This window comes from Microbacterium paraoxydans (assembly GCF_020524545.1).
Classification (GTDB): Bacteria; Actinomycetota; Actinomycetes; order Actinomycetales; family Microbacteriaceae; genus Microbacterium; species Microbacterium paraoxydans_C.
This window is the reverse complement of record NZ_JAIVLG010000001.1, coordinates 192,396-211,717: the sequence shown is the minus strand read 5'-3', so window position 1 is coordinate 211,717 and position 19,322 is coordinate 192,396. Positions and strand designations below refer to the sequence as shown.

The following is a 19,322-nucleotide window of genomic DNA, read 5'->3' as shown; positions in this document are numbered from 1 at the left end:
GGACACCTCCCCGGCGCCGCAGCGCCACCCCCTCCCCCGCGCCACGAGAACGAGAGTGCCGCCAGCCATGACACCGCCGACCACGACAGCGCCGCCCCCGACGGCGCCCTCCGCATCGACAGGAGCATCGACCCCGATGCAGCCGCACACCGACCGCCGCCGGACCGCACTGCGGGAATGGCGCAACCGCATCCCCGGCATCCTCATGGGAGGGCCCGCCGTGGTCGTCTTCCTGGCGATGTTCGTGATCCCGATGATCCTCGCGGCCGTACTCAGCTTCACGGACTGGAACGGCTACAGCCTCGACTTCACCTTCGTCGGCTGGGAGAACTACGCCAAGGCGTTCCGCAGCCCGCGGTCGATCCAGGCGGCGATCTTCACCGGCATCATCGCCGTGGTCGGCACGATCCTGTGCAACGCGATCGGTCTCGCGATCGCCGCACTCATCTCGGGCCCCGGGCGCTCGAACACGATCCTGCGCACGATCTTCTTCTACCCCTATGTGATCAGCGCGCTCATCATCGGCTTCCTGTGGTCCGCGATGCTGTCCCCTACCGGGGCAGTCAACGGCTTCCTGTCGACGATCGGCCTGCCGTCGATGCCGTTCCTCACCGACCCGACCTTCGCGAAGGCGAGCGTGATCTTCACGATCGTGTGGTCGCATTTCGGATTCAACATGATCCTGTTCCTCGCCGGTATCAAGTCGGTTCCCGCCGAGTACTACGAGGCGGCGACCGTCGACGGCGCGTCGCGCTGGCAGCAGTTCCGCTCGATCACGCTGCCGCTGATCGCCCCGGTCTTCACCGTGAACCTGGTGCTCACCCTCGTCGGGCTGCTCAAGGCCTATGACGTGGTGCTGTCGCTGACGGACGGCGGACCGGCGGGGTCGACGCAGACGATCGTCTACCAGATCCTCAAAGACTCGTTCGCGAACTCGGCGCTCGGCTTCGGCGCAGCACAATCCATGATCCTCCTCATCGTCACCGCAGTCGTCGGCCTCGCCGTCACGCTGGTGCGACGCCGGGCAGAGCAGAAGGCGACCGACTGATGAAGCAGACCCGCGACCGCCCAGCCGTCGTCGTGAGCGCGATCCGCTGGATCGTCCTCGCCGTCGTCGCGATCACGATGCTGATCCCGATGTACACGATGCTGATCAACGCCTTCAAGCCGCAGGCCGACATCATCGAGAACCCGCTGCTGATCACACCGCAGATGTTCACGTTCGACTATCTGTGGGCGGCGATCACCAGCAGCAAGTTCAACGTGATCGCGGCCTACGGCATCACCCTGCTCTTCGTCGTGCTGGTGAACCTGTGCTGCATCGCCCTCGCCGCGCCCGTCGCGTACGTGATCGCCCGCGGACGGTCGAAGTGGCACCTCGGGCTCCTGCTGCTGTTCGTGTCGGGGCTGTTCATCCCCGGCCAGGTGACGCTCATCCCTGTGGTGTTCGTGCTCCGGGTGCTGGGATTGATCAACACGATCCCCGGGTTCATCCTGTTCGAGACAGCGGCCACCCTGCCGGTCACGATCTTCCTGTTCACCGCATACCTGCGCAGCGTTCCTCGCGACATCGACGAGGCCGCGGCCCTGGACGGCGCCGGCCCCATCCGCGCATTCTGGGCCTGCATCTTCCCTATCATGAAGCCCGTCGTCGCGACGGTCGTGGTGCTGAACTCGATCGGCGTGTGGAACGACTTCGTGAGCCCGCAGATCATCCTCGGCCCGAGCTCCGGCATCTACACCGTGACCACCGGGGTGTACGCGGCCGTCGGGCAGTTCTCCACCGACTACACGCAGGTGTTCCCGACTCTTCTGCTCGCGGTCCTTCCCGCGATGGTGTTCTTCATCATCATGCAGCGTCACATCATCGGCGGCCTCGTCGCCGGAGCCACGAAAGGATGACCGTGTCCGAGCACCCGATCACGACCCCGCTGCGGAGCATCCCGGCCTGGGCCGTGCTCCAGCGGCGACTGTTCGCCGAGATCGAGGGGGCGCGACGCGTCTTCCGCGACCGGTACACGCTCCCCGACGGACGCCTGCGCGGAGTGGCCGAGTTCGTCGACCGCGACGGCGTCGACGACCTGTACGAGCCCTTCTTCAACTGGCCGGCGTTCTATGCGCTGGGCGGACCGGACGAGGCGCTCGCCGACGCCAAACGGCACTGGGAGGGCGTCACCGTGCAGCTCACCGAGGCCGGGATGCTGACCGACGAGTACGACAACGGCTACGACTGGTTCCACCAGGGTGAATCCCTGCTGCTGCTCGCCGGCATCTGCGCGGCCGATCCGACCGACGCGGCCTTCGCCGAGAGGGCGTCACGTTTCGCGGCCCTGTTCGTCGACCCCGCGAAAGGCAACTACGACGCCGAGCGCAACATCCTGCGCGCCCCGCACAACGGCGCCCTCGGCGCGCGCATCGGCCTCGACGACCAGGTCGCTCCGTACTCGGCCGACCGCGCCGAGATGCGGCCCTACGGCCTGCCGCTGCACGGACTCGACGGCATCCGCACCTGGGACGACCTCGCGGATGACGGCAACGCCACACGGATGGCGGACGAGATGCAGCGCCGTGCCGACGGCGACATCGCCGTGAACCTCGCCGCGACCTCGCTCGCCGCGAACCGCTGGCTGTACGACGGAGACTCCGCATCGAGCGCCTGGATCGAACGCTACGTCGACGGCTGGCGCGAGCGTGCCGCCGGAGGGCTGCTGCCCGACAACGTCGGTCCTGACGGCGCGGTCGGCTCGCTGCAGGACGGCCGCTGGTGGGGCGGACACTACGGCTGGGCGTGGCCGCACGGCCTGCACTCGGTCGGCATGAGCGCGCTGATCGGAGCACTCAACAGGGCGCTCGTCACGAACGACGATGCCGCGCTCGACCTCGTGCGCACGATGCTCGACACCGTTCTCGCCGAGGGGCGGACCGCGAGCGTCGCCGACTCGACCTACAGCCTGCGCGGCGGATGGATGGCACGACTCGGCGCCGCGGCGGCCGAGCCCGGACGCCTCGTGCCGTATCGCTACGGCGCGGACGGCTGGTTCGATTTCGGCCCCCTGCAGCTCGACCTGCCGATGTGGCTGTGGTGGTGGACGCGATCTCCCGGCGATGCAGCACGGCTGGAGGACGCGATCGCCGGACTCCCGGCATCCGCCGACCTCATTGCTCCGTTCCGCGACAAGGAGGAAGCCGGACACGAGGCCGGATGGTATTCGTATCTCAGCGGCAACCTGCCCGAGTACCCGGTCGAGGCGCTGGAGATGGCACTCGGGCAGGTCGCCAGACGCACCGCCATGATGCTCGGCGACGACCGTGACCCCGACTCGGCGCACCTGCACTTCTGGCAGCGGGTGAACCCCGTCGTGACCGAGGTGCTCACGCAGCTGATCGCCGGGGCACCCCAGGTGCTCTACAACGGCGGCCTCGGCTTCACCGCTCTGCGCTACGAAGACGTCGACCGTGCGCGACCGGGGCTCCCCCCTGACGTCGCCGCGCTCGTGCACCACCTCGACGCGGACGGCATCGGCGTGCAACTCGTGAACACTTCGGCTGTGCACACGCGGACCGTGCGGCTGCGCGGCGGACGCTTCGGGCTCGATCGGATCGTCCGCGTCGCCGCCACAGCGGAAGAGGACAGCGGATGGCCCGGAGCCAGTGGCACCTACGCGGCACCGGAAGGGCCCCGCGTCACGCGGTCCTTCGAGACCGACGACGACCTCGTCGTGACGCTGCCACCCGCCCACATCGCCGACCTCGACCTGACCATCGCGTGCGCGACCGGCTCGCCGCGCCACCACATCCCCGGAGGAGCCGCATGAGCGCCGACCTGATCCGACCCGACTTCGCCCTTCCCGTGCGCGGTCCCGCCTACGACCGGCCCACGCGCGACACACTCGACTCCTTCGACGCGATCTCCTCCGCGACGGCCTGCGCGAAACTCCACGAGTTCGGTATCCGTCGCAGCTACGTCGACGGCCCGCAGCCGCTGAGCGCCGGCCAGCGCGTCGTGGGATCGGCGCTCACCCTGCAGTTCATGCCGCAGCGCGAAGACATGGCTTCGGGGGTCGGGCAGGAGTACGCCGAGCGGCACACCGCGCTCTGGCATGTGCTCGAGGCCGTGCAGCCCGGCGACGTGCTCGTGATCCAAGCGTACGGCAGTCGCTTCTCCGGCTGCATCGGCGACATCCTCGCTCGGTACTTCGCCCGCAAGGGCGGTGCCGGCATCGTGGTCGACGGGCGCATCCGCGACGCAGGGCGCATCCGCGAGCTCGGCATCCCCGTCTGGTCCACCGGCACCACGCCCCACTACGCGTCGCAGTCGGAGCTCGTGCCCTGGGCGTACGACGTGCCGGTGGCGGTCGGCGGAGCACTGTGCATGCCGGGCGACCTGGTCGTCGCCGACGACGACGGCCCGGTCGTGGTGCCGCGCGCCATGGCACCGAAAGTCGTCGAATCGGCCCGCGATCACGAAGACTGGGAGGTCTTCAGCCGTACCCGCCTCGACGAGGGCGCACGGCTGAGCGACTACTACCCCCTCACCCCCGACAGCCGCGAGGAGTACGAGGCATGGCGTTCCGTCCAGAGCTCCGTCCGCTGAGTCCCTCGGTCGTCGCGCGGGCGGACGCCGGCCTCGGATGCGCGCCGATCGGCAACCTGTTCACTCCGGTGAGCGACGCCGACGCGGTCGCGACCGTGCAGGCCGCCCTGGCGCGTGACGTGCGTTTCTTCGACACGGCGCCCCTGTACGGGTCGGGCGAGAGCGAGCGCAAGCTCGGCCTCGCCCTGCGCGGCCTCTCCCGCGACGAGTACGTCATCGCGACGAAGGTGGGTCGCGTGGTCGTCGACGCCGACGGGATACCGGTGCGCGGCGCGGCACGGGGCCACGACTCCGTGGCGGACCTGTCCCGCGACGGAGTGCTGCGCAGCCTGGAGGGGAGCCTCGCACGGCTCGACGTCGACCGGGTGGACGTGCTGCACCTCCACGACCCGCTCGACGTCGCCACCGCCCTCGACATCTCGATCCCCGCTCTCGTCGAGCTCCGGGAGCAGGGCGTGGTGCGGGCCATCAGCGTGGGCCTCGGACGCCTCGATCCGCTTGAGCGCTACGTCGCCGAAGCCCCGCTCGACGTGGTGATGGAGGCCGGAAGACTCACGCTCCTCGACCGGACGGCGCTCGACCGTCTGATGCCGACCGCCAGGACGCGCGGCATCGGCGTGCTCGCCGCCGCGGTGTTCAACTCCGGCATCCTGGTGGATCCGACAGGCTCCCCGTTCTTCGAGTACAGGCCCGCACCAGACGAGGTACGCGAGCATGCTCTGCGACTGCAGCGGATCTGCGCCGACCACGGGGTGCGGCTCGCGGATGCCGCCGTGCAGTTCCCGCTCCGCCACGGCGCCGACGCCGTGGTGGTCGGGGCCCGCACCCCGGCGGAGGTCGACGCCTTCGTCGACGGCCTCGACGCCCGGCTGCCCGCGGGGCTGTGGGACGACCTCGACGCGGAGACGCTCGGAAGGTGAGGATCGTCGACGCGCACGTGCATCTGTGGGATGTGGATGCCGTGCCGCTGCCGTGGTTCCGCGACGACCTCGGGCTGCCGCGGCGCGCCGGTACGGACGACCTGGGGATCGAGCTCGCCGCTGCCGGAGTCACGTCGGCCATCGCGGTGCAGGCCGCGGACTCCGTCGCGGAAGCACGGATGCTCGTGGCCACCGCTGCCTCCGACCCGCGCGTGCGGCGCGCGGTGCTGCAGTATGCGCCCGCACCGGGATACGCGGGCGGGGCGACCTCGGTCGCCTTCACTCCCGCGGTCGTCGGAGTGCGTGCCGCGGTGCCGCAGTTCGCCGCGGATCTGTCGGATGTGGACGGCCTCGACGCCCTCGCCGATCACCTGGGCACGACTTCGCGCACCCTGGAACTGCTGATCCGCCCGGAGCAGCTCCCCGCGGCCGCGACGCTGTCACGACGGCATCCGCACACCGCGATCGTCGTCTGCCACCTCGGGCTGGGAGCGCGGGCGGCCGATGCCGCGTGGCTGGACGCTCTCGCCGAGGCCGCATCGGCGCCCGGAGTCTCGGCAAAGGTCTCCGGTCTCGACCTCGGTGCACGACCGTCCGATGTCGCGCGGGGCGTGCTGCGTGCCGCGTTCGACGTGTTCGGCGCCGAACGACTGATGTTCGGCAGCGACTGGCCGATGTCGACGAAGTCGTCGACCTACGCCGCCGTGCTGGCCGCGACCCGCACGGCGGTGCCTGCGCTGTCGGATGCCGCCGCCCGCGCGTTCTGGTCCGCCACGGCCGACCGCCTCTACGCCTTCGCGGGCTGAGTGCTCAGCCAGACCCCTCAGTCGAGGAGAGTGCCGGCGGCGTGGCGTCGGAACAGCGCGGATGCCGCCTCCGCATCACCGGCGTCGAGCACATCGAGGAGCCCCTCATGCCAGTCGGCGACCTCGTGCCAGTCACCGGTGAACGTGGGGTCACCCAGCACGTGCATGACCCGCAGGCTCGGCTCGAGCAGATCCCACATGCGCGGGAGGTACGTGTTGCCGCTCGCCTCGATCACGGCGCGGTGGAAGGCGAAGTCGAGCTCGCGGAACCGCGCGAGATCCGCGACCTCCGCTGCCTCGTGCATCTGCGCGATCATCGTCACGAGCTCCGCGCGACGATAGGCCGGAAGCGCCCCGCACGCGAGGCGCCCGGCCAGGCCTTCGAGTTCGACCCGGGCGACCTTGGCCTGCTCCGCCTCCTCGGCCGAGTAACTCGCCACGAAGTTGCCCTGATGACGCACGTGCGACACGAGCCCCTCGTGCGCGAGACGCTTGAGGGCATCACGTACGGGAGCCTGACTGACCTGCAGCTGCCTGGCGAGCTGCGACTCGACCAGCTGCTCGCCGGGGGCGAGCGTCGAGTCCTTGATCATCGCCTTGATCATCGCGTAGATCTGATCCGAGAGCAGTCCTCGCTGCAGCCCGGCCGTGCCCAGAGCATCCGTCATGACCACTAGTCTACGTCCATTATCGACTATCGCTAATGGACGCGGCGGCGCGCCAGGCATCCGCGATCAGACGGGAGCCGAGCGGTGTCGGGTGCACGCCGTCCGGAGCCAGATCGGCGACCGGATGCTCGGCGGCAGCCGCCGTGAACACCTCGTGCAGCGGCACCAACGCGGCCCCGTGCGCTGAGGCGAGCGCCCGCACCGCACGGCGCTTGCCGTCGAGGTCGTCGAGCCACCCGTGCTGCTCCTCGTCGACGGGCAGGAAGAACGGCTCCATCAGGATCAGACGCGGCCCGTGCTCCTCGACCACCCGGTCGATCAGGGGGCCGAGGGTCGCGGCGAACTCCCCGGCACTCGTGGGGTCGTCGCTGTCGAACCGGCGCCACATGTCGTTGACGCCCACGTACACCGTGAGCAGCTCGGGCTCGGTCGGCAGCAGCTCCGACTCCCACCGCGCGGCGAGGTCTCTCGCCCTGTCGCCCGCGATACCGAGGTTGCGCACGGTGGCACCGCCGGCGATCAGCTCCGGCGCGAGCAGCGACACGTATCCGTCTCCGTACGAACCTGCGTCGGCGCGGTCGCGACCGGCATCCGTGATCGAGTCCCCGATGAACGTCACGCGCATCTCGGCACCTCCACTTCATCGTCTTTGATCTTGGGCCGCACAGAGATCTGCAGTTCGACGCTCGCCCCGTCGTGGGTGACGGTCAGCGTCTGATGCGGGTGCACCTTGCTGCTGTCGAACCCGCTCACCATATCGGCCATGACCTGCTGGGTGGTCGTGGTGCCGTCGCTCCACTGCACCCCGAGGATCATGCCGGTCACGTCGAGCTCCTCGCCGCGCACGTACCGGGTCTTCGGGTCGGCCTCCTGCGCCCAGCAGATACCGGTCACGGATGCCGTCGGCGGTGTCGGGCGCACGGCCAGGGTGTTCGTCTTGCCGTAGTGGTACACGTTGAAGAATCCGTCGGCGCCGATCGGCAGCCCGCGCCTGGCGTCGACCGTGCTCCACACGGTCACGTCGTCGACGCGCAGCACCACACGCGTGGCGTCGCCTTCCGCCACGGCACCGAACTCGATGCGGTGCGTGGAGTTCGGCGCGATCACGGTGTTGGGGATCGTGTCGAGCATGGTCTGCCCCGGCGTCCAGCTCTGGAACTCGATGACGTCTTCCTTGATCACCGCGAGGTAGCCGGTGTTGGAGTTCTGCCACGCGGGGAGTCCGGTCTGGTCGGAGCGCGCCTGGAAGCCGTACCAGCCGCCGTCGAACGCCCCGAAGTCGGCGTCGAACTGCAGCAGCGCGTCGCCGAATCTCTCGGCCTCATAGCCGTGCACACCCTGTCCGCTGATCACGACGCCCGAGTCGTCGACGGCGATCACGCTCGACTGGCTCCAGTTCGCGGCGTCCTTCAACTGCGCATCCAGACGCACGACCGGGTACTCGGCGTCGGCGACCGTGACGGTCACGGTATCGCTGAGACCGGGGTCGGCGACCGAGGTCGCGGTGATCGTGGCGGTGCCCTCCCCCACCCCGGTGATCCGACCGCCCGACACGGTCGCGACGCTCGGAGTGTCACTGTTCCAGGTGAGCCTGGCGTCGCTCGCATCCTCGGGGGCTACGGTCGCCGCCACCGGGCGCCGCTCGCCCACGTTCAGCGACACGGTCTCCGCGTCGATGCTGACGCCTTCGACCGGTACCCCCGACAGCGAGAAGCCGATGTCGTCGAGGTCGAGCGACGGATAGTTCTCGACGTAGAAGCCGACGCGGCCTGCGGCACCGGGGGCGGGGTCGTCGCCCTCGAGGGCGACGACGCCGTTGACCGAGATGCGGATCAGCCCGTCCTGCACGGCGATGCGCACGTGCGAGGTCGCACCGGGCACCAGGGCCTGCTCCGCGGGGACGACCTGCTCGGCGACGACCTGCCAGCCGTCGTCGAAGATGGTCCAGGTGGGGCCGGCCGCGGCCTGACGGAAGCGGATGTAGCCACCGCCGTTGCCGTTGCGGTCGTAGACGATCAGCCCCGCATCGGTCGGGGTGCTCGCCGGTGCCGTCACGTCGACGTCCAGGATGAACTCGGTGAAATCGCGCGGCAGGAGGCTGTTCGCGCCCTTGAGGATGCGGTACACCCGGTCGCCCGTCCCGTCGATCTGGATGCTGCGGTTGGGGTCGGTGGGCCAGCCGTTCGCTCCCGACTCGAAGTCGGTGAAGTGCAGCACCCCGTCGCCCTCTTCGACCACGACCTCGATGGTCGCCGTCTTGGTGGCGTCGGCCGTTGCCGTCGCGGTGATCGTTGTCTCCCCCGGCCCCATGCCGAGCACCACACCGGCAGACGAGACCGTGGCGACGGCGGCATCCGCCGAGGCGTAGGTCACCGCGGCGTCGTCGGCATTCCAGGGCAGCGGCACCGCCCGAACGCGCACCTCGTCACCGGCATCCATCGTCAGGATCGAGCTCTCGAAGGCGATGTCCTCCAGCGGCACGTTCTGCGGCTGCTGCGTCTGGCCGATCGCCCCGTCCACGCCGATCTCGTCGAACGCGATGTCCTCGAATCCGGGGATCTCGTCGAACACGGCCGCGTCGGTCGTGAGCGTATAGTCGCCGTTCGCGGCATCGACGAAGCCGGGATCGGCGTCGGCGACCCAATTGTCCTCGTAGTTCAGCAGGTTCTTGCCGTCCTTCGCTCCGTGCTCGTTGATGCCGGCGATCGGGGTGCGATTCGGGTTCCACACGACGTTCTGGGCAAACGTGCTGTTGTTGGGGAAGTGGTGGTCGTCCTCGAAGAAGTGCGCGAGCTCGGGGTACTTGGTCAGATACGGGGTTCCCACGAAGTCGTCGTTGTCGGCGAACACCTGCTGCCAGGCCGGCATGTAGTCGCGGTCGACCACGTTGCCCTCCTGGTCGCCCATCCACTGCTCGTAATTGTCGTAGGGCGCGAACGAGTCGACGAAGATGTTGTTCCGCGCCTCGATGTAGTCGGCCGACCCGCTCTTGATGGCGGCGTTGCCCATGTCGACGAAGATGTTCTTCTCGATCTGGAGGTCCCACGTGAAGTTGTCGGCGTAGATGCCCTCGACGCCGGCCATGCCCACCCCGATGTCGTGGAAGTAGTTCTCGCGGAAGACGTGGCCGCGCTGCTGCGGAGTCTTGCCGGAGTTCATGTAGATCGCTCCGAGATCGTGGAACTGCTTGCAGACGTCGTACACCTCGTTGCGTTCGAACAGGTGGTCGTTGCCGTGCACGATGATGCCCGGATGCGGCGCATCGTGGATCTCGTTGTCCTTGGCGATGTTGCCGACGCCGTCGAACATCACGCCGGGGTTGTAGGCCTTGTGATAGTAGGCGAAGTCGGCGATCTCGGAGTTCTCGACGCGATTGCGTCCCGGTTCCAGCGTGGTCTTGTCTCCCCCCTGGAGCACCACGCCGACACCGCCGACGTGCGTGAGGCGGCTGTCGGTGACGGCGTGGTCGCGTCCGCCCCGGTTCACCGGGATGCCGTCGTAGGTGTAGCGGCCGGGCGAGTTGATGAGCACGCCGCCGTCGGTGAAGTTGCGGATGTCGCTGTGCGAGATCGTCACGTGCGATCCCCCGAGGATGACGGCGGCGGTGGCGCGGCCGTACTCCATGACGAGGTCGTCGAAGGTCACGTACGACGCCCCGTCGGCGCGCAGCATCGGCTCGTCGAGCGTGGTGACGGTGACGTCGCCGCGTCCGGAGGTGAACGCCGCGTTGGGGATGAGGTAGAGCGTCCCTGCGTCGCGGTCGATGTAGTACTCACCGGGGGCGTCGAGCTCTTCCAGCAGGTTCTGCGCGAAGTGGAAGTCGGGGAACCAGCTCTTCATGATCCCGGACATCTCGCCGTAGCGCAGGGTGATCGTCTTGGCGTCGGTGTCGATGCTCTCGATCTTGTTGTACGACCACTCCCAGCTGTAGCCGAAGATGCCGTCGAGCCAGACGTCCTCGGCCTGCGTCCAGTACTGGGGGCGGTCGTAGCCGTACGCGAACGTGCCGCCGCGGTCCTGCAGGTCGGCGTCGTTGCGGTCGGGGCCGGCGTCGATGATGTCGCCCATCTGCACGGTCGGGGTGGCCGCATCGGCGTTGGGCCATCGCGCGAGGGTCATGCCCTGGCCGTCGATGAACAGCTCCATGGGCGGGGTGGTGCTGACGTCGTTCGCCTTCCAGTAGCCGTGCCTGCTCAGCTGCCCGTACTCGGTGATGCCGAGGTCGGCGAGGTCGACCGCGACGACCCTGTCGCGCGCGGCGGGGTCGATGATGCGGTCGGTGATGGCGGCGTCGTCGACCGCCGCGAAGGCGTCGCGGGGAAGCTCCGTCCCCCCGGTGAGGGTCGCCGTCTCACCCGGGTAGGAACGGTAGGTGATCGGCGCATCGGCCGTGCCGGAGTCGGCCTCGCCGATCTCGAACGATGAGCTGCGGGGGTACTCCCCCTCACGGAGGTAGACGGTGAGGCCGTCGGCGGGAAGCCCTGCGCCGTCCTTCAGGTCGCGGATGCGGTCGCGAGCCCCCTCGAGGGTGGCCAGCGGATCGCCGACGGTGCCTGCAGCGTCGTCGTCACCGCCCGGCGCGATGTAGAGGGCGTCGTCTTCCACCGCGGCCGCAGCCATCGGTGCCTGCGCACCCAGCGCAGATCCGAACACGGCCGCCACGGCCAGGCCTGCCAGCACACGCTTCATTGCGTCTCCGAACTCTCGATCCACGCGCGAGGAGCTCGCGCGTCGCCGCGACAGCGGCTCCCCAGGACCTTACCCAATCGATAATCGACTATCAAGGATCGATATTTGTAGACTGATCTAGATGCACAGAAGTAACAGAATCACACAGTTGTTAACGATCCTGCTTGTCGGTTGACTTCGTGGCATAGCCCTGTGAATACTGGGGAAGCCCGAAATGTACAGCGACTGTGCGTACTGATCACCCCAGGCCAAGGATGACCTAGATGACAGAACAGACCATTTCCTCACACATAGGAACAGGGCGGCGCCCCCGACGCCTCTCCGACGGGATGTTCGCGCTGCTCCTCACGGCACCGGGCCTCGCGCTCCTCGCCGCCGTCGTGGTGTACCCGCTGATCACCGCGCTGATCACCGCCTTCTTCAAGCAGAGCCTCGTCGAACCGGGGCGGGAGTTCGTCGGCTTCCAGAACATCGCCGACGTGCTCACCGGTGAGTTCTTCCCACTGCTCACCCAGACCCTGGTGTTCACGATCGGCACCACGATCGCGCCGTTCGTGATCGGCTTCGGACTCGCGCTCGCCCTCAACACGCGTATCCGCGGAGCGAAGGTGATGCGCGGGCTGATGCTCATCCCCTGGCTGATCCCCGGCGTGGTCGTGTCGTTCCTGTGGATGTGGATCTTCAACGCGAACTACGGCGTGCTCAACGCGGTGCTCGAGAGCGTCGGCCTGATCGATGAGCCGCAGGCGTGGCTGGCCAACCCCACCAGCGCCATGGTGGCCGTGATCGTGGCGAAGACGTGGCAGTCCTTCCCCTGGATGATGGTCATGCTCCTCGCCGGGCTCCAGACCGTGCCCGTCGAGTTGCACGAGGCCGCCGAGATCGACGGAGCCGGCACCATCCGCCGCTTCTTCTCGATCACGGTCCCGCAGATGCAGGGCATCATCGGGCTCGTCCTGCTGCTGGAGTTCATCTGGAACTTCCAGCACTTCGACATCATCTACGTGCTCACCGGCGGAGGTCCCGCCGGTTCCACCCAGACCTTCGCCACCGCGGTGTACGAGACCGCGTTCGACGGCTTCGACCTCGGCCACGCCGGCGCGCTCGGTCTGCTGTGGATGGTCCTGCTGATGGCGCTCGTCGTCGTCTACGTGCGCGTATCCGAGAAGGGAGAGAAGCGATGACCGCCGTGCTGACCGAGGAGACGGTGACCGCCGTCACCACCCCGTCGTCCGCCCCGCCTCGCCGCCGTCGGCACCGGGCCGACCGGCGCGCGTCGACGGTGAGCGCGTGGATCGCCGTCGTCGTGTTCGGCGGATTCGCGCTCCTGCCGGTCTACTGGCTGCTGGCGACGTCTCTCACCCCTCGCACCGAGGTCTTCGCCTATCCGCCCAAGCTGTTCCCCACCGAGATCACCTTCGAGGCCTACGCCGCGCTCGCGAACAACCCGGCACTGTTCGGCTACCTCCGCAACAGCATCGTGGTGTCGGTCATCACGGCCATCCTCTCGGTGATCGTCTCGGCCTACATGGGGTACGCGTTCTCGAAGTTCCGCTACCGCGGCAGGCGCAGCCTCATGTACTTCGTGCTCGCCTCGCAGATGTTCCCGCAGGCGCTGCTGCTGATCACGCTGTACGCGGTCTTCTCCGCCTACGGCCTGCTCAACACCTACACGGCGCTGGTGCTGTCCTTCACGACGTTCACGCTGCCGCTGTGCGTCTGGATGCTGAAGGGCTTCTTCGACACCATCCCCGACGAGCTCATCGAAGCCGCGCGCGTCGACGGAGCCTCGCGCATGCGAATCATCCACTCGATCGTGATGCCGCTGGCTGCCCCCGGCCTCATCGCGGCCGGGCTGTTCGCCTTCGTGCGCGGCTGGAACGACTTCATCTTCGCCCTCACCCTGGCCGGACCCGACAAGCAGACCCTGCCTCCGGGCCTGGTCAACACGTTCATCGGCGAGGCGTCCACGGCCTGGCCCGAGCTCATGGCGGCCTCGCTCGTGGTCTCGCTCCCCGTAGCGATCGCCTTCATCGCCCTGCAACGCTTCCTCGTCGGCGGGCTGACCGCCGGCGCGGTCAAGGGCTGATCGCCGCGAATCCCGCACCTCCACCGCAGTTCCTCGAAAAGACCGCAGTCCCTCGAAGAAGAGAGAACACCCATGTCCGAAAAGACCATCGTCTCCCGCCGTCAGCTGCTGCAGTTCGCCGGCCTCGGCGCCGCCGGCGTGCTCCTCGCCGGGTGCATGCCCACCGGCGGGAGCACCGGCAACCCCTCCTCCAGCCCCGGCGCCGGATTCGGCACCGGAGACTTCACCGCCACTGACTTCTCGTTCTCGAGCTGGTCGCTGACCGAAGAGGCCGCGGCCCCCGCGATCACGGCGCTGCTCGAGGGGTACAAGAGCGCGGAGGGCGTCGGCATCACCGAGGTCTCATTCCCCTACAACGAGTACTTCAAGCAGCTGATGCTGCAGGTGCGCGGCGGGCAGTTCACCGGTGCGGCGCACGTCGACGTGGCCTGGCTCGCCTCGCTGGCCGCCCTCGGCAAGCTCGAAGACGTGTCTGCGCTCACGAAGGACCGCGGCTACACGGCATCCAGTCTCGACGCGACCCAGCTCGACGGCGTGCAGTACGCGTTCCCGTGGACGATCGGCGCCATCGGGCTGATCACCAACTCGGAGATCCTCGACAGGGCGGGCATCTCGACCTTCCCCACCACGGTCGACGACTTCGAGGGCTCGCTCAAGAAGCTCAAGAACCTCGGCGGCGGACTCATCCCCTACGCAGCCTCCACGAAGGCCGCCCAGTTGAAGGACATCCTCATCTGGATGCAGACCTTCGGCTGCGAGCTCGTGAGGGGCGGAGAGGTCACGATCGGCGACGACGCGAGCGTCGAAGCCGTCACCTGGTACAAGTCGCTGTACGACCAGGGCCTCATCGCTGCGGACGTCGACCGCTTCGACGCCCGTTCGCTGTTCGCCCAGGGCCGCGCCGCCATCTACGACGACGCTCCCGTCGGCCGCGGCTCGGTCACGAAGGACTCCCCCGACCCCGACCTCGCGTCGAAGCTCGTGCCGGAGTCGCGCCCGGTGCTCAAGAAGGGCGACACCCCGCGGGCACTCGTGTGGGGCGGCGCTATCGCCGTGGTGGGCGGCGGAGACGCCGACAGCACCCGCACGGCGGCCGACTTCGGCCAGTGGGCGACGAGCGACCTCGACGCCGTGATCGGCGACTACGAGCTGCGCGGCCTGCCGCCGGTGACCGAAGAGGCGCAGGCCTCCGAGGTGGTGTCGTCGGATGCGTTCGGCGCGCGCTTCGCCGAGAAGATCACCGCCACCGCGACCACGAACCCGTTCTGGCAGTACCCGCAGTACGCGCAGATCGAGACGAAGATCGCCGACCGGGTGCAGGCCGTGCTCGTCGGACAGCAGAGCGCGAAGGACGCCATGGCCCAGGCCGGAGCCGAAGCGCAGAAGCTGGTCGGCTGAGGACGCCATGATGACCCTCCGCTCGCACATCGGCGCCACCGCGGCCGCCACCCTCACCGTGCTCGCCCTCTCCGTGCCCGCGTCGGCCGGTGCTGCGACCCCCGAGGTCGAGAACGTACCGGTCACGGTCGACAGCTCCAACCAGTCGGGCTGGTGGAACCCGCTCGTCGTCGACGGCGACGAGACGTACTTCGCCTACAACGTTCCCGGCTCCACGGCGGCGAAGCATCAGGTGAACCTGGCTGTCCGCGCTGCCGACGGCACCTGGACCTCGGGCTGCCTGCGCCTGGCCACCGGAGCGTGCGCCGAGTACCTCGACGACAACGGTCACAACCAGCCGTCGATCGCGATCGACGGCGACGGCTACATCCACGCGTTCGTGTCGATGCACCACGAGCCGTGGAAGTACTTCCGCTCCACCGTCCCTTACGACGCGACCTCGCTCGTCGACGTGAGCGCGGAGATGCCGGATGCCGGTGCCGCGATCTCGTATCCGGTCACGGCGCAGGGCGCGGACGGCGACCTGTGGCTCATGGTGCGCGTCGGCGCCGACCCGCAGGCCCGCCGCGACGGGGTGCTGTACCACTACGATCCCGCCACCGGCGCGTGGAGCCGGGAGACGACCATCGCGGCCGCCGTGAACCACTCCTTCTACCCCGACGATCTCGAGGTCGATGCGGACGGCAGGGTGCACGTGCTGTGGGAGTGGGGGCCGTGGCCCGCAGACCCGTACCGGCACCTCGGCTCCTACGCGGTCTACGACCCGGCATCGGGAGGATTCGACGACGTCGCGGGGCAGGCGCTGCCCACCCCGATCCGCCCCGACACCCCCGGGGCTGTCGTGTGGCGCGGCTACGAACCCGGCGAGACCATCGGCGACGCCGTGCCCGCCGTGCAGACCGCGAAGATGGCGATCGCCGCCGGGGAGCTCGTCGGCTTGGCCTATCGCTACGCCGATACGACGGAGAACTCGTTCGACGTGCGATGGGCGACCTGGAGCGGCACCGCCTGGACCAGCCAGACCCTCGTCGACACCGACGCCCTCGGCGGCGGCGTGCAGACCATCGCTGCGCTCGACACCACGACCGCGGGCGGCGAGACCCGCGTGTACGCCGTCGTGAGTGCACAGGACTGCGGCATCACCCGCAGCCAGACCGTTCAGCTGACCTCCGGGGCCACTGGTTGGAGCACCGACGCGGTGGGCGAACCGGTGCAGGGCCAGCAGCGCCTGCGCGCCGCGACCCGCACCGACGGCACCGACGTCGTCTATCTGAGCGCCCCAGCGGTGCCCGGCGGCGGCACGCTGCGGCACGCGGAGATCCCCCGCGACGGGCAATCCGGCAGCACGACCCTCGCGGCCGTCGTCTCCTCCCTCCGCGGCGTCTCCGGCGGAGAGAACCTCGCGATCGGCGGCACCGCGACGGCCTCCTCGCAGCTGCGGACCGACACCGGGCCGGAGAAGGCGATCGACGGCGGATGCGCCGACGCGAGCCGCTGGATCTCCGCGGCGGACGACGCGGAGCCGACCATCACGGTCGAGTGGACGGACGCGGCACCACTCGATGTCGTGCGCGTGCGCAGCGGATACTCCGTCGGCCCGCCGCAGTCGTCGGTGCTGCGCGACTTCACGGTCGAGCTGCGCACCGCGAGCGGCTGGGTCCCGGTCGGCACGATCACGGGCAACACGAGCACCACGGTCGTCGTCGACGCCCAGGGGCTCACGGCGGATGCCGTGCGGCTGCTCATCACCGATCCCTCCGACTCCGCCACCGACGTCGCCCGCGTCTACGAGATCGAAGCGATCGCCGCGCTCTAGCGGCACCCCACCCCTCCCCTCCCCGAAAGGACACCCATGCGCACCCAGACCGTCGAAGCCGACATCATCGTCGTCGGCGGCGGCCTCGCCGGGGTGAGCGCCGCCGTCGCGGCCGCTCGCCTCGGCCGACGCACCGTGCTGATCAACAACAGGCCGGTGCTCGGCGGCAACTCGTCGTCGGAGGTGAGGGTCTGGGTGTGCGGGGCGACCGCGCACGGCAATCAGCGCTGGGCGCGTGAGACCGGGATCATCGGCGAGATGTACCGCGAGAACCAGTACCGCAATCCGGAGGGGAACCCGGTCTACTGGGACGACGTCGTGCTCGACATCGTGCGCCGGGAACCGAATCTGACCCTGTTCCTCAACACCGAGGTGCTCGAAGCGGAGGCCACCGGCCCCGATGACGCCCGCCGCGTACGCTCGGTGACCGGATGGACCATGGGGTCGGAGATCCGCACCGTGTTCCGCGGCCCGCTGTTCCTGGACTGCACGGGCGACGGGTTGGTCGGGCGCCTGGTCGGTGCCAGGCACCGGCTCGGCAAGGAGAGCCGCGAGGAGTTCGACGAGGAGTGGGCGCCGCCGGAGCCGGTGCGCGAGTTCCTCGGCTCGACGCTGCTCTTCTACACCAAGGACCTCGGTCACCCCGTGAAGTACGTGGCACCCGAGAGCGCGAAGGACATCTCGACCACCCCCATCCCCTTCACCCGCATCATCCGCAGCGGTGACAGCGGGGCGCACTACTGGTGGATCGAGTGGGGCGGCACGCTCGACATCGTCGACGACAACGAGCAGATCCGCGACGAGCTGCGATCGGTGATCCTCGGCATCTGGGACCACATCAAGAACTCCGGCGAGTTCGACGCCGACAACCTGACCCTGGAGTGGATCGGCAACCTTCCCGGGAAGCGCGAATACCGGCGTTTCATCGGCGACTACACACTGCGTCAGCAGGACATCCTGGAGCAGACCCCGTTCGACGACGGCATCGCCTTCGGCGGCTGGTCGATCGATCTCCACCCGGCCGAGGGGATGTACGCGACCGGCGCCGGCGCCGTGCAGCGATTCTCCGACGGCGTGTTCGAGATCCCGTTCCGCTCGCTCTACTCGGTGAACGTCGAGAACCTGCTCATGGCAGGCCGCGACATATCGGCCACTCACATCGCCTTCGGCGCCGCTCGTGTCATGGCCACCTGCGCCGCGATGGGCGAGGCCGCCGGAACGGCTGCCGCCCTCTGCCACCAGCACGACGCGACGCCGCGGGACCTGTACACGCACCACCGTGCGGAGCTGCGGCAGGCGCTGCTGCGGGCCGATGCGACCCTCATCGGCGTCGCGAACGAGGATGACGACGACCACGCCCGCGCGGCGACCGTCTCGGCCTCGAGCACCATGCGCACGATCGGCGTGGCCGACACGCGCGTCGCGGATGCGGAGCCGCTGCGCCTCGCCGACGACCTCGGCATCGTCGTGCCCGTCCATCCGCGGCTCGATACGACCGATCTGCTGCTCTCGGCCGATGAGGATGCGCAGATCACGGTCGAGGTGTGGTCGACCGGTCGTCCGCAGAACGTCGTTCCGGCGCACCGCGAGCACGGTACCGTCGTCGACGTGCCGGCCGGCGGTCCGCGGTGGGTGCGCATCGACACGCCCTTCGCCCCGACCGAGCCGCAGAACGCGATCGTCGTGCTGCGCGCCGACCCGCGCGTGCAGGTGCACGTGTCGTCGGCACTGCCGCCGGGGGTGCTGACCCTCGTGCACCGCGTCGACAACGACGACCGCAACGTCGAGGTGGACCGCGACGGACTGCTCGTGCAGTGGCCGACCAAGCCGCTGCGCGGACGCAGCGTCGTCTTCCGCACCAGCCCTGCCTCCGCGGCACTGGCCCCGGAGCGGGCGACCTCGGGATACAACCGGCCCTTCGGTGGACCGCACATGTGGGCGTCCGACCCCGAAGCCGAGGGCGCGCAGTGGCTGCGGCTGGACTGGGACCGACCGGTGTCGGGCTCCGAGATCCGCCTGGTGTTCGACGACGACGTCGACCTCGAGCTCAACACGCTGCACCACCACCGCAGCCCCGACGAGGTGCTGCCCCAGCTCGTCCGCGACTACCGGGTCGAGGTGCTGCCCGTCGGAGGCGACGAATGGCGCCTCGTAGCCGAGGAGCGCGACAACCGGCACCGATTGCGCGTGCATCCGGTGCCCTCCGATCTGGGCGCGTTCACGGCGGCGCGTCTCGTGGTCGAGCGCACCAACGGCGTCGCCGAGGCCCGTGTGATCGCGTTCCGGGTGCAATCGTGACGGAGAGCGCTAACGTGAAGGACAGCCGCCGCGTCGTCGGCGAC

14 protein-coding genes are annotated in these 19,322 nt (G+C 69.0%); 11 read left to right on the top strand and 3 right to left on the bottom strand.

The genetic code is table 11. The features are described from left to right. Nucleotides 1–67: 67 nt before the first annotated feature. The 6 genes from LC041_RS00995 to LC041_RS00970 are packed head-to-tail and all read left to right on the top strand — an operon-like array spanning nucleotide 68 to nucleotide 6,320. Nucleotides 68–1,048 (top strand): carbohydrate ABC transporter permease, encoded by a 981-nt coding sequence (locus LC041_RS00995; RefSeq protein WP_226531109.1) that lies wholly within the window; start codon nucleotides 68–70, stop codon nucleotides 1,046–1,048. Next, the gene (locus LC041_RS00990) at nucleotides 1,048–1,902 is read left to right on the top strand and encodes a carbohydrate ABC transporter permease (RefSeq protein WP_226531108.1); all 855 of its coding nucleotides are present in this window, start codon (nucleotides 1,048–1,050) and stop codon (nucleotides 1,900–1,902) included. Before LC041_RS00995 ends, LC041_RS00990 begins: the two co-directional genes overlap by 1 nt. After that, nucleotides 1,899–3,815 (top strand): hypothetical protein, encoded by a 1,917-nt coding sequence (locus LC041_RS00985; protein WP_226531107.1) that lies wholly within the window; start codon nucleotides 1,899–1,901, stop codon nucleotides 3,813–3,815. The genes LC041_RS00990 and LC041_RS00985 overlap by 4 nt, the downstream gene beginning before the upstream one ends. Then, a complete protein-coding gene (locus LC041_RS00980; RefSeq protein WP_226531106.1) occupies nucleotides 3,812–4,594 on the top strand; it encodes a ribonuclease activity regulator RraA in 783 nt (260 codons plus the stop codon). The genes LC041_RS00985 and LC041_RS00980 overlap by 4 nt, the downstream gene beginning before the upstream one ends. Then, nucleotides 4,564–5,514 carry an aldo/keto reductase gene (locus tag LC041_RS00975; protein WP_226531105.1) on the top strand — a complete coding sequence of 317 codons (951 nt, stop codon included), beginning with the start codon at nucleotides 4,564–4,566 and terminating at the stop codon, nucleotides 5,512–5,514. The genes LC041_RS00980 and LC041_RS00975 overlap by 31 nt, the downstream gene beginning before the upstream one ends. Then, nucleotides 5,511–6,320, top strand: a complete 810-nt coding sequence (locus tag LC041_RS00970; RefSeq protein WP_226531104.1) for an amidohydrolase family protein — start codon at nucleotides 5,511–5,513, stop codon at nucleotides 6,318–6,320. Before LC041_RS00975 ends, LC041_RS00970 begins: the two co-directional genes overlap by 4 nt. A gap of 17 nt (nucleotides 6,321–6,337) precedes the next feature. Here the strand turns inward: LC041_RS00970 and LC041_RS00965 are convergent, their stop codons facing one another. From LC041_RS00965 to LC041_RS00955, 3 genes are read right to left on the bottom strand one after another with little or no spacing between them, the layout of a single operon-like run. Further along, entirely contained in the window at nucleotides 6,338–6,988 is a 651-nt protein-coding gene (locus tag LC041_RS00965; protein WP_226531103.1) for a GntR family transcriptional regulator, read from the bottom strand. A gap of 19 nt (nucleotides 6,989–7,007) precedes the next feature. After that, a complete protein-coding gene (locus LC041_RS00960; RefSeq protein WP_226531102.1) occupies nucleotides 7,008–7,613 on the bottom strand; it encodes an SGNH/GDSL hydrolase family protein in 606 nt (201 codons plus the stop codon). Then, nucleotides 7,604–11,677 (bottom strand): Ig-like domain-containing protein, encoded by a 4,074-nt coding sequence (locus LC041_RS00955; protein ID WP_226531101.1) that lies wholly within the window; start codon nucleotides 11,675–11,677, stop codon nucleotides 7,604–7,606. Before LC041_RS00955 ends, LC041_RS00960 begins: the two co-directional genes overlap by 10 nt. 263 nt (nucleotides 11,678–11,940) lie before the next feature. Here LC041_RS00955 and LC041_RS00950 point away from each other — a divergent pair, with 263 nt between their 5' ends. The 5 genes from LC041_RS00950 to LC041_RS00930 all read left to right on the top strand — a co-directional run bounded on the left by LC041_RS00950 (nucleotide 11,941) and on the right by LC041_RS00930 (nucleotide 19,278). After that, nucleotides 11,941–12,861 (top strand): carbohydrate ABC transporter permease, encoded by a 921-nt coding sequence (locus tag LC041_RS00950; RefSeq protein ID WP_226531100.1) that lies wholly within the window; start codon nucleotides 11,941–11,943, stop codon nucleotides 12,859–12,861. Next, the gene (locus LC041_RS00945; protein WP_226531099.1) at nucleotides 12,858–13,766 is read left to right on the top strand and encodes a carbohydrate ABC transporter permease; all 909 of its coding nucleotides are present in this window, start codon (nucleotides 12,858–12,860) and stop codon (nucleotides 13,764–13,766) included. The genes LC041_RS00950 and LC041_RS00945 overlap by 4 nt, the downstream gene beginning before the upstream one ends. Nucleotides 13,767–13,838: 72 nt before the next feature. Beyond that, entirely contained in the window at nucleotides 13,839–15,164 is a 1,326-nt protein-coding gene (locus LC041_RS00940; protein WP_226531098.1) for an extracellular solute-binding protein, read from the top strand. 10 nt (nucleotides 15,165–15,174) lie between these two features. Next, a complete protein-coding gene (locus LC041_RS00935; RefSeq protein ID WP_226531097.1) occupies nucleotides 15,175–16,980 on the top strand; it encodes a BNR-4 repeat-containing protein in 1,806 nt (601 codons plus the stop codon). A 36-nt stretch (nucleotides 16,981–17,016) separates the two neighbouring features. Beyond that, the gene (locus LC041_RS00930) at nucleotides 17,017–19,278 is read left to right on the top strand and encodes an FAD-dependent oxidoreductase (RefSeq protein ID WP_226531096.1); all 2,262 of its coding nucleotides are present in this window, start codon (nucleotides 17,017–17,019) and stop codon (nucleotides 19,276–19,278) included. Nucleotides 19,279–19,322 lie beyond the last annotated feature (44 nt).

What these genes read in the sequence shown, in the direction of transcription:
- LC041_RS00995 (WP_226531109.1), top strand. Translation starts at nt 68, where the DNA reads ATGACACCGCCGACCACGACAGCGCCGCCCCCGACGGCGCCCTCCGCA.
- LC041_RS00990 (WP_226531108.1), top strand. Translation starts at nt 1,048, where the DNA reads ATGAAGCAGACCCGCGACCGCCCAGCCGTCGTCGTGAGCGCGATCCGC.
- LC041_RS00985 (WP_226531107.1), top strand. Translation starts at nt 1,899, where the DNA reads ATGACCGTGTCCGAGCACCCGATCACGACCCCGCTGCGGAGCATCCCG.
- LC041_RS00980 (WP_226531106.1), top strand. Translation starts at nt 3,812, where the DNA reads ATGAGCGCCGACCTGATCCGACCCGACTTCGCCCTTCCCGTGCGCGGT.
- LC041_RS00975 (WP_226531105.1), top strand. Translation starts at nt 4,564, where the DNA reads ATGGCGTTCCGTCCAGAGCTCCGTCCGCTGAGTCCCTCGGTCGTCGCG.
- LC041_RS00965 (WP_226531103.1), bottom strand. Translation starts at nt 6,988, where the DNA reads ATGACGGATGCTCTGGGCACGGCCGGGCTGCAGCGAGGACTGCTCTCG.
- LC041_RS00960 (WP_226531102.1), bottom strand. Translation starts at nt 7,613, where the DNA reads ATGCGCGTGACGTTCATCGGGGACTCGATCACGGATGCCGGTCGCGAC.
- LC041_RS00955 (WP_226531101.1), bottom strand. Translation starts at nt 11,677, where the DNA reads ATGAAGCGTGTGCTGGCAGGCCTGGCCGTGGCGGCCGTGTTCGGATCT.
- LC041_RS00950 (WP_226531100.1), top strand. Translation starts at nt 11,941, where the DNA reads ATGACAGAACAGACCATTTCCTCACACATAGGAACAGGGCGGCGCCCC.
- LC041_RS00945 (WP_226531099.1), top strand. Translation starts at nt 12,858, where the DNA reads ATGACCGCCGTGCTGACCGAGGAGACGGTGACCGCCGTCACCACCCCG.
- LC041_RS00940 (WP_226531098.1), top strand. Translation starts at nt 13,839, where the DNA reads ATGTCCGAAAAGACCATCGTCTCCCGCCGTCAGCTGCTGCAGTTCGCC.
- LC041_RS00935 (WP_226531097.1), top strand. Translation starts at nt 15,175, where the DNA reads ATGACCCTCCGCTCGCACATCGGCGCCACCGCGGCCGCCACCCTCACC.
- LC041_RS00930 (WP_226531096.1), top strand. Translation starts at nt 17,017, where the DNA reads ATGCGCACCCAGACCGTCGAAGCCGACATCATCGTCGTCGGCGGCGGC.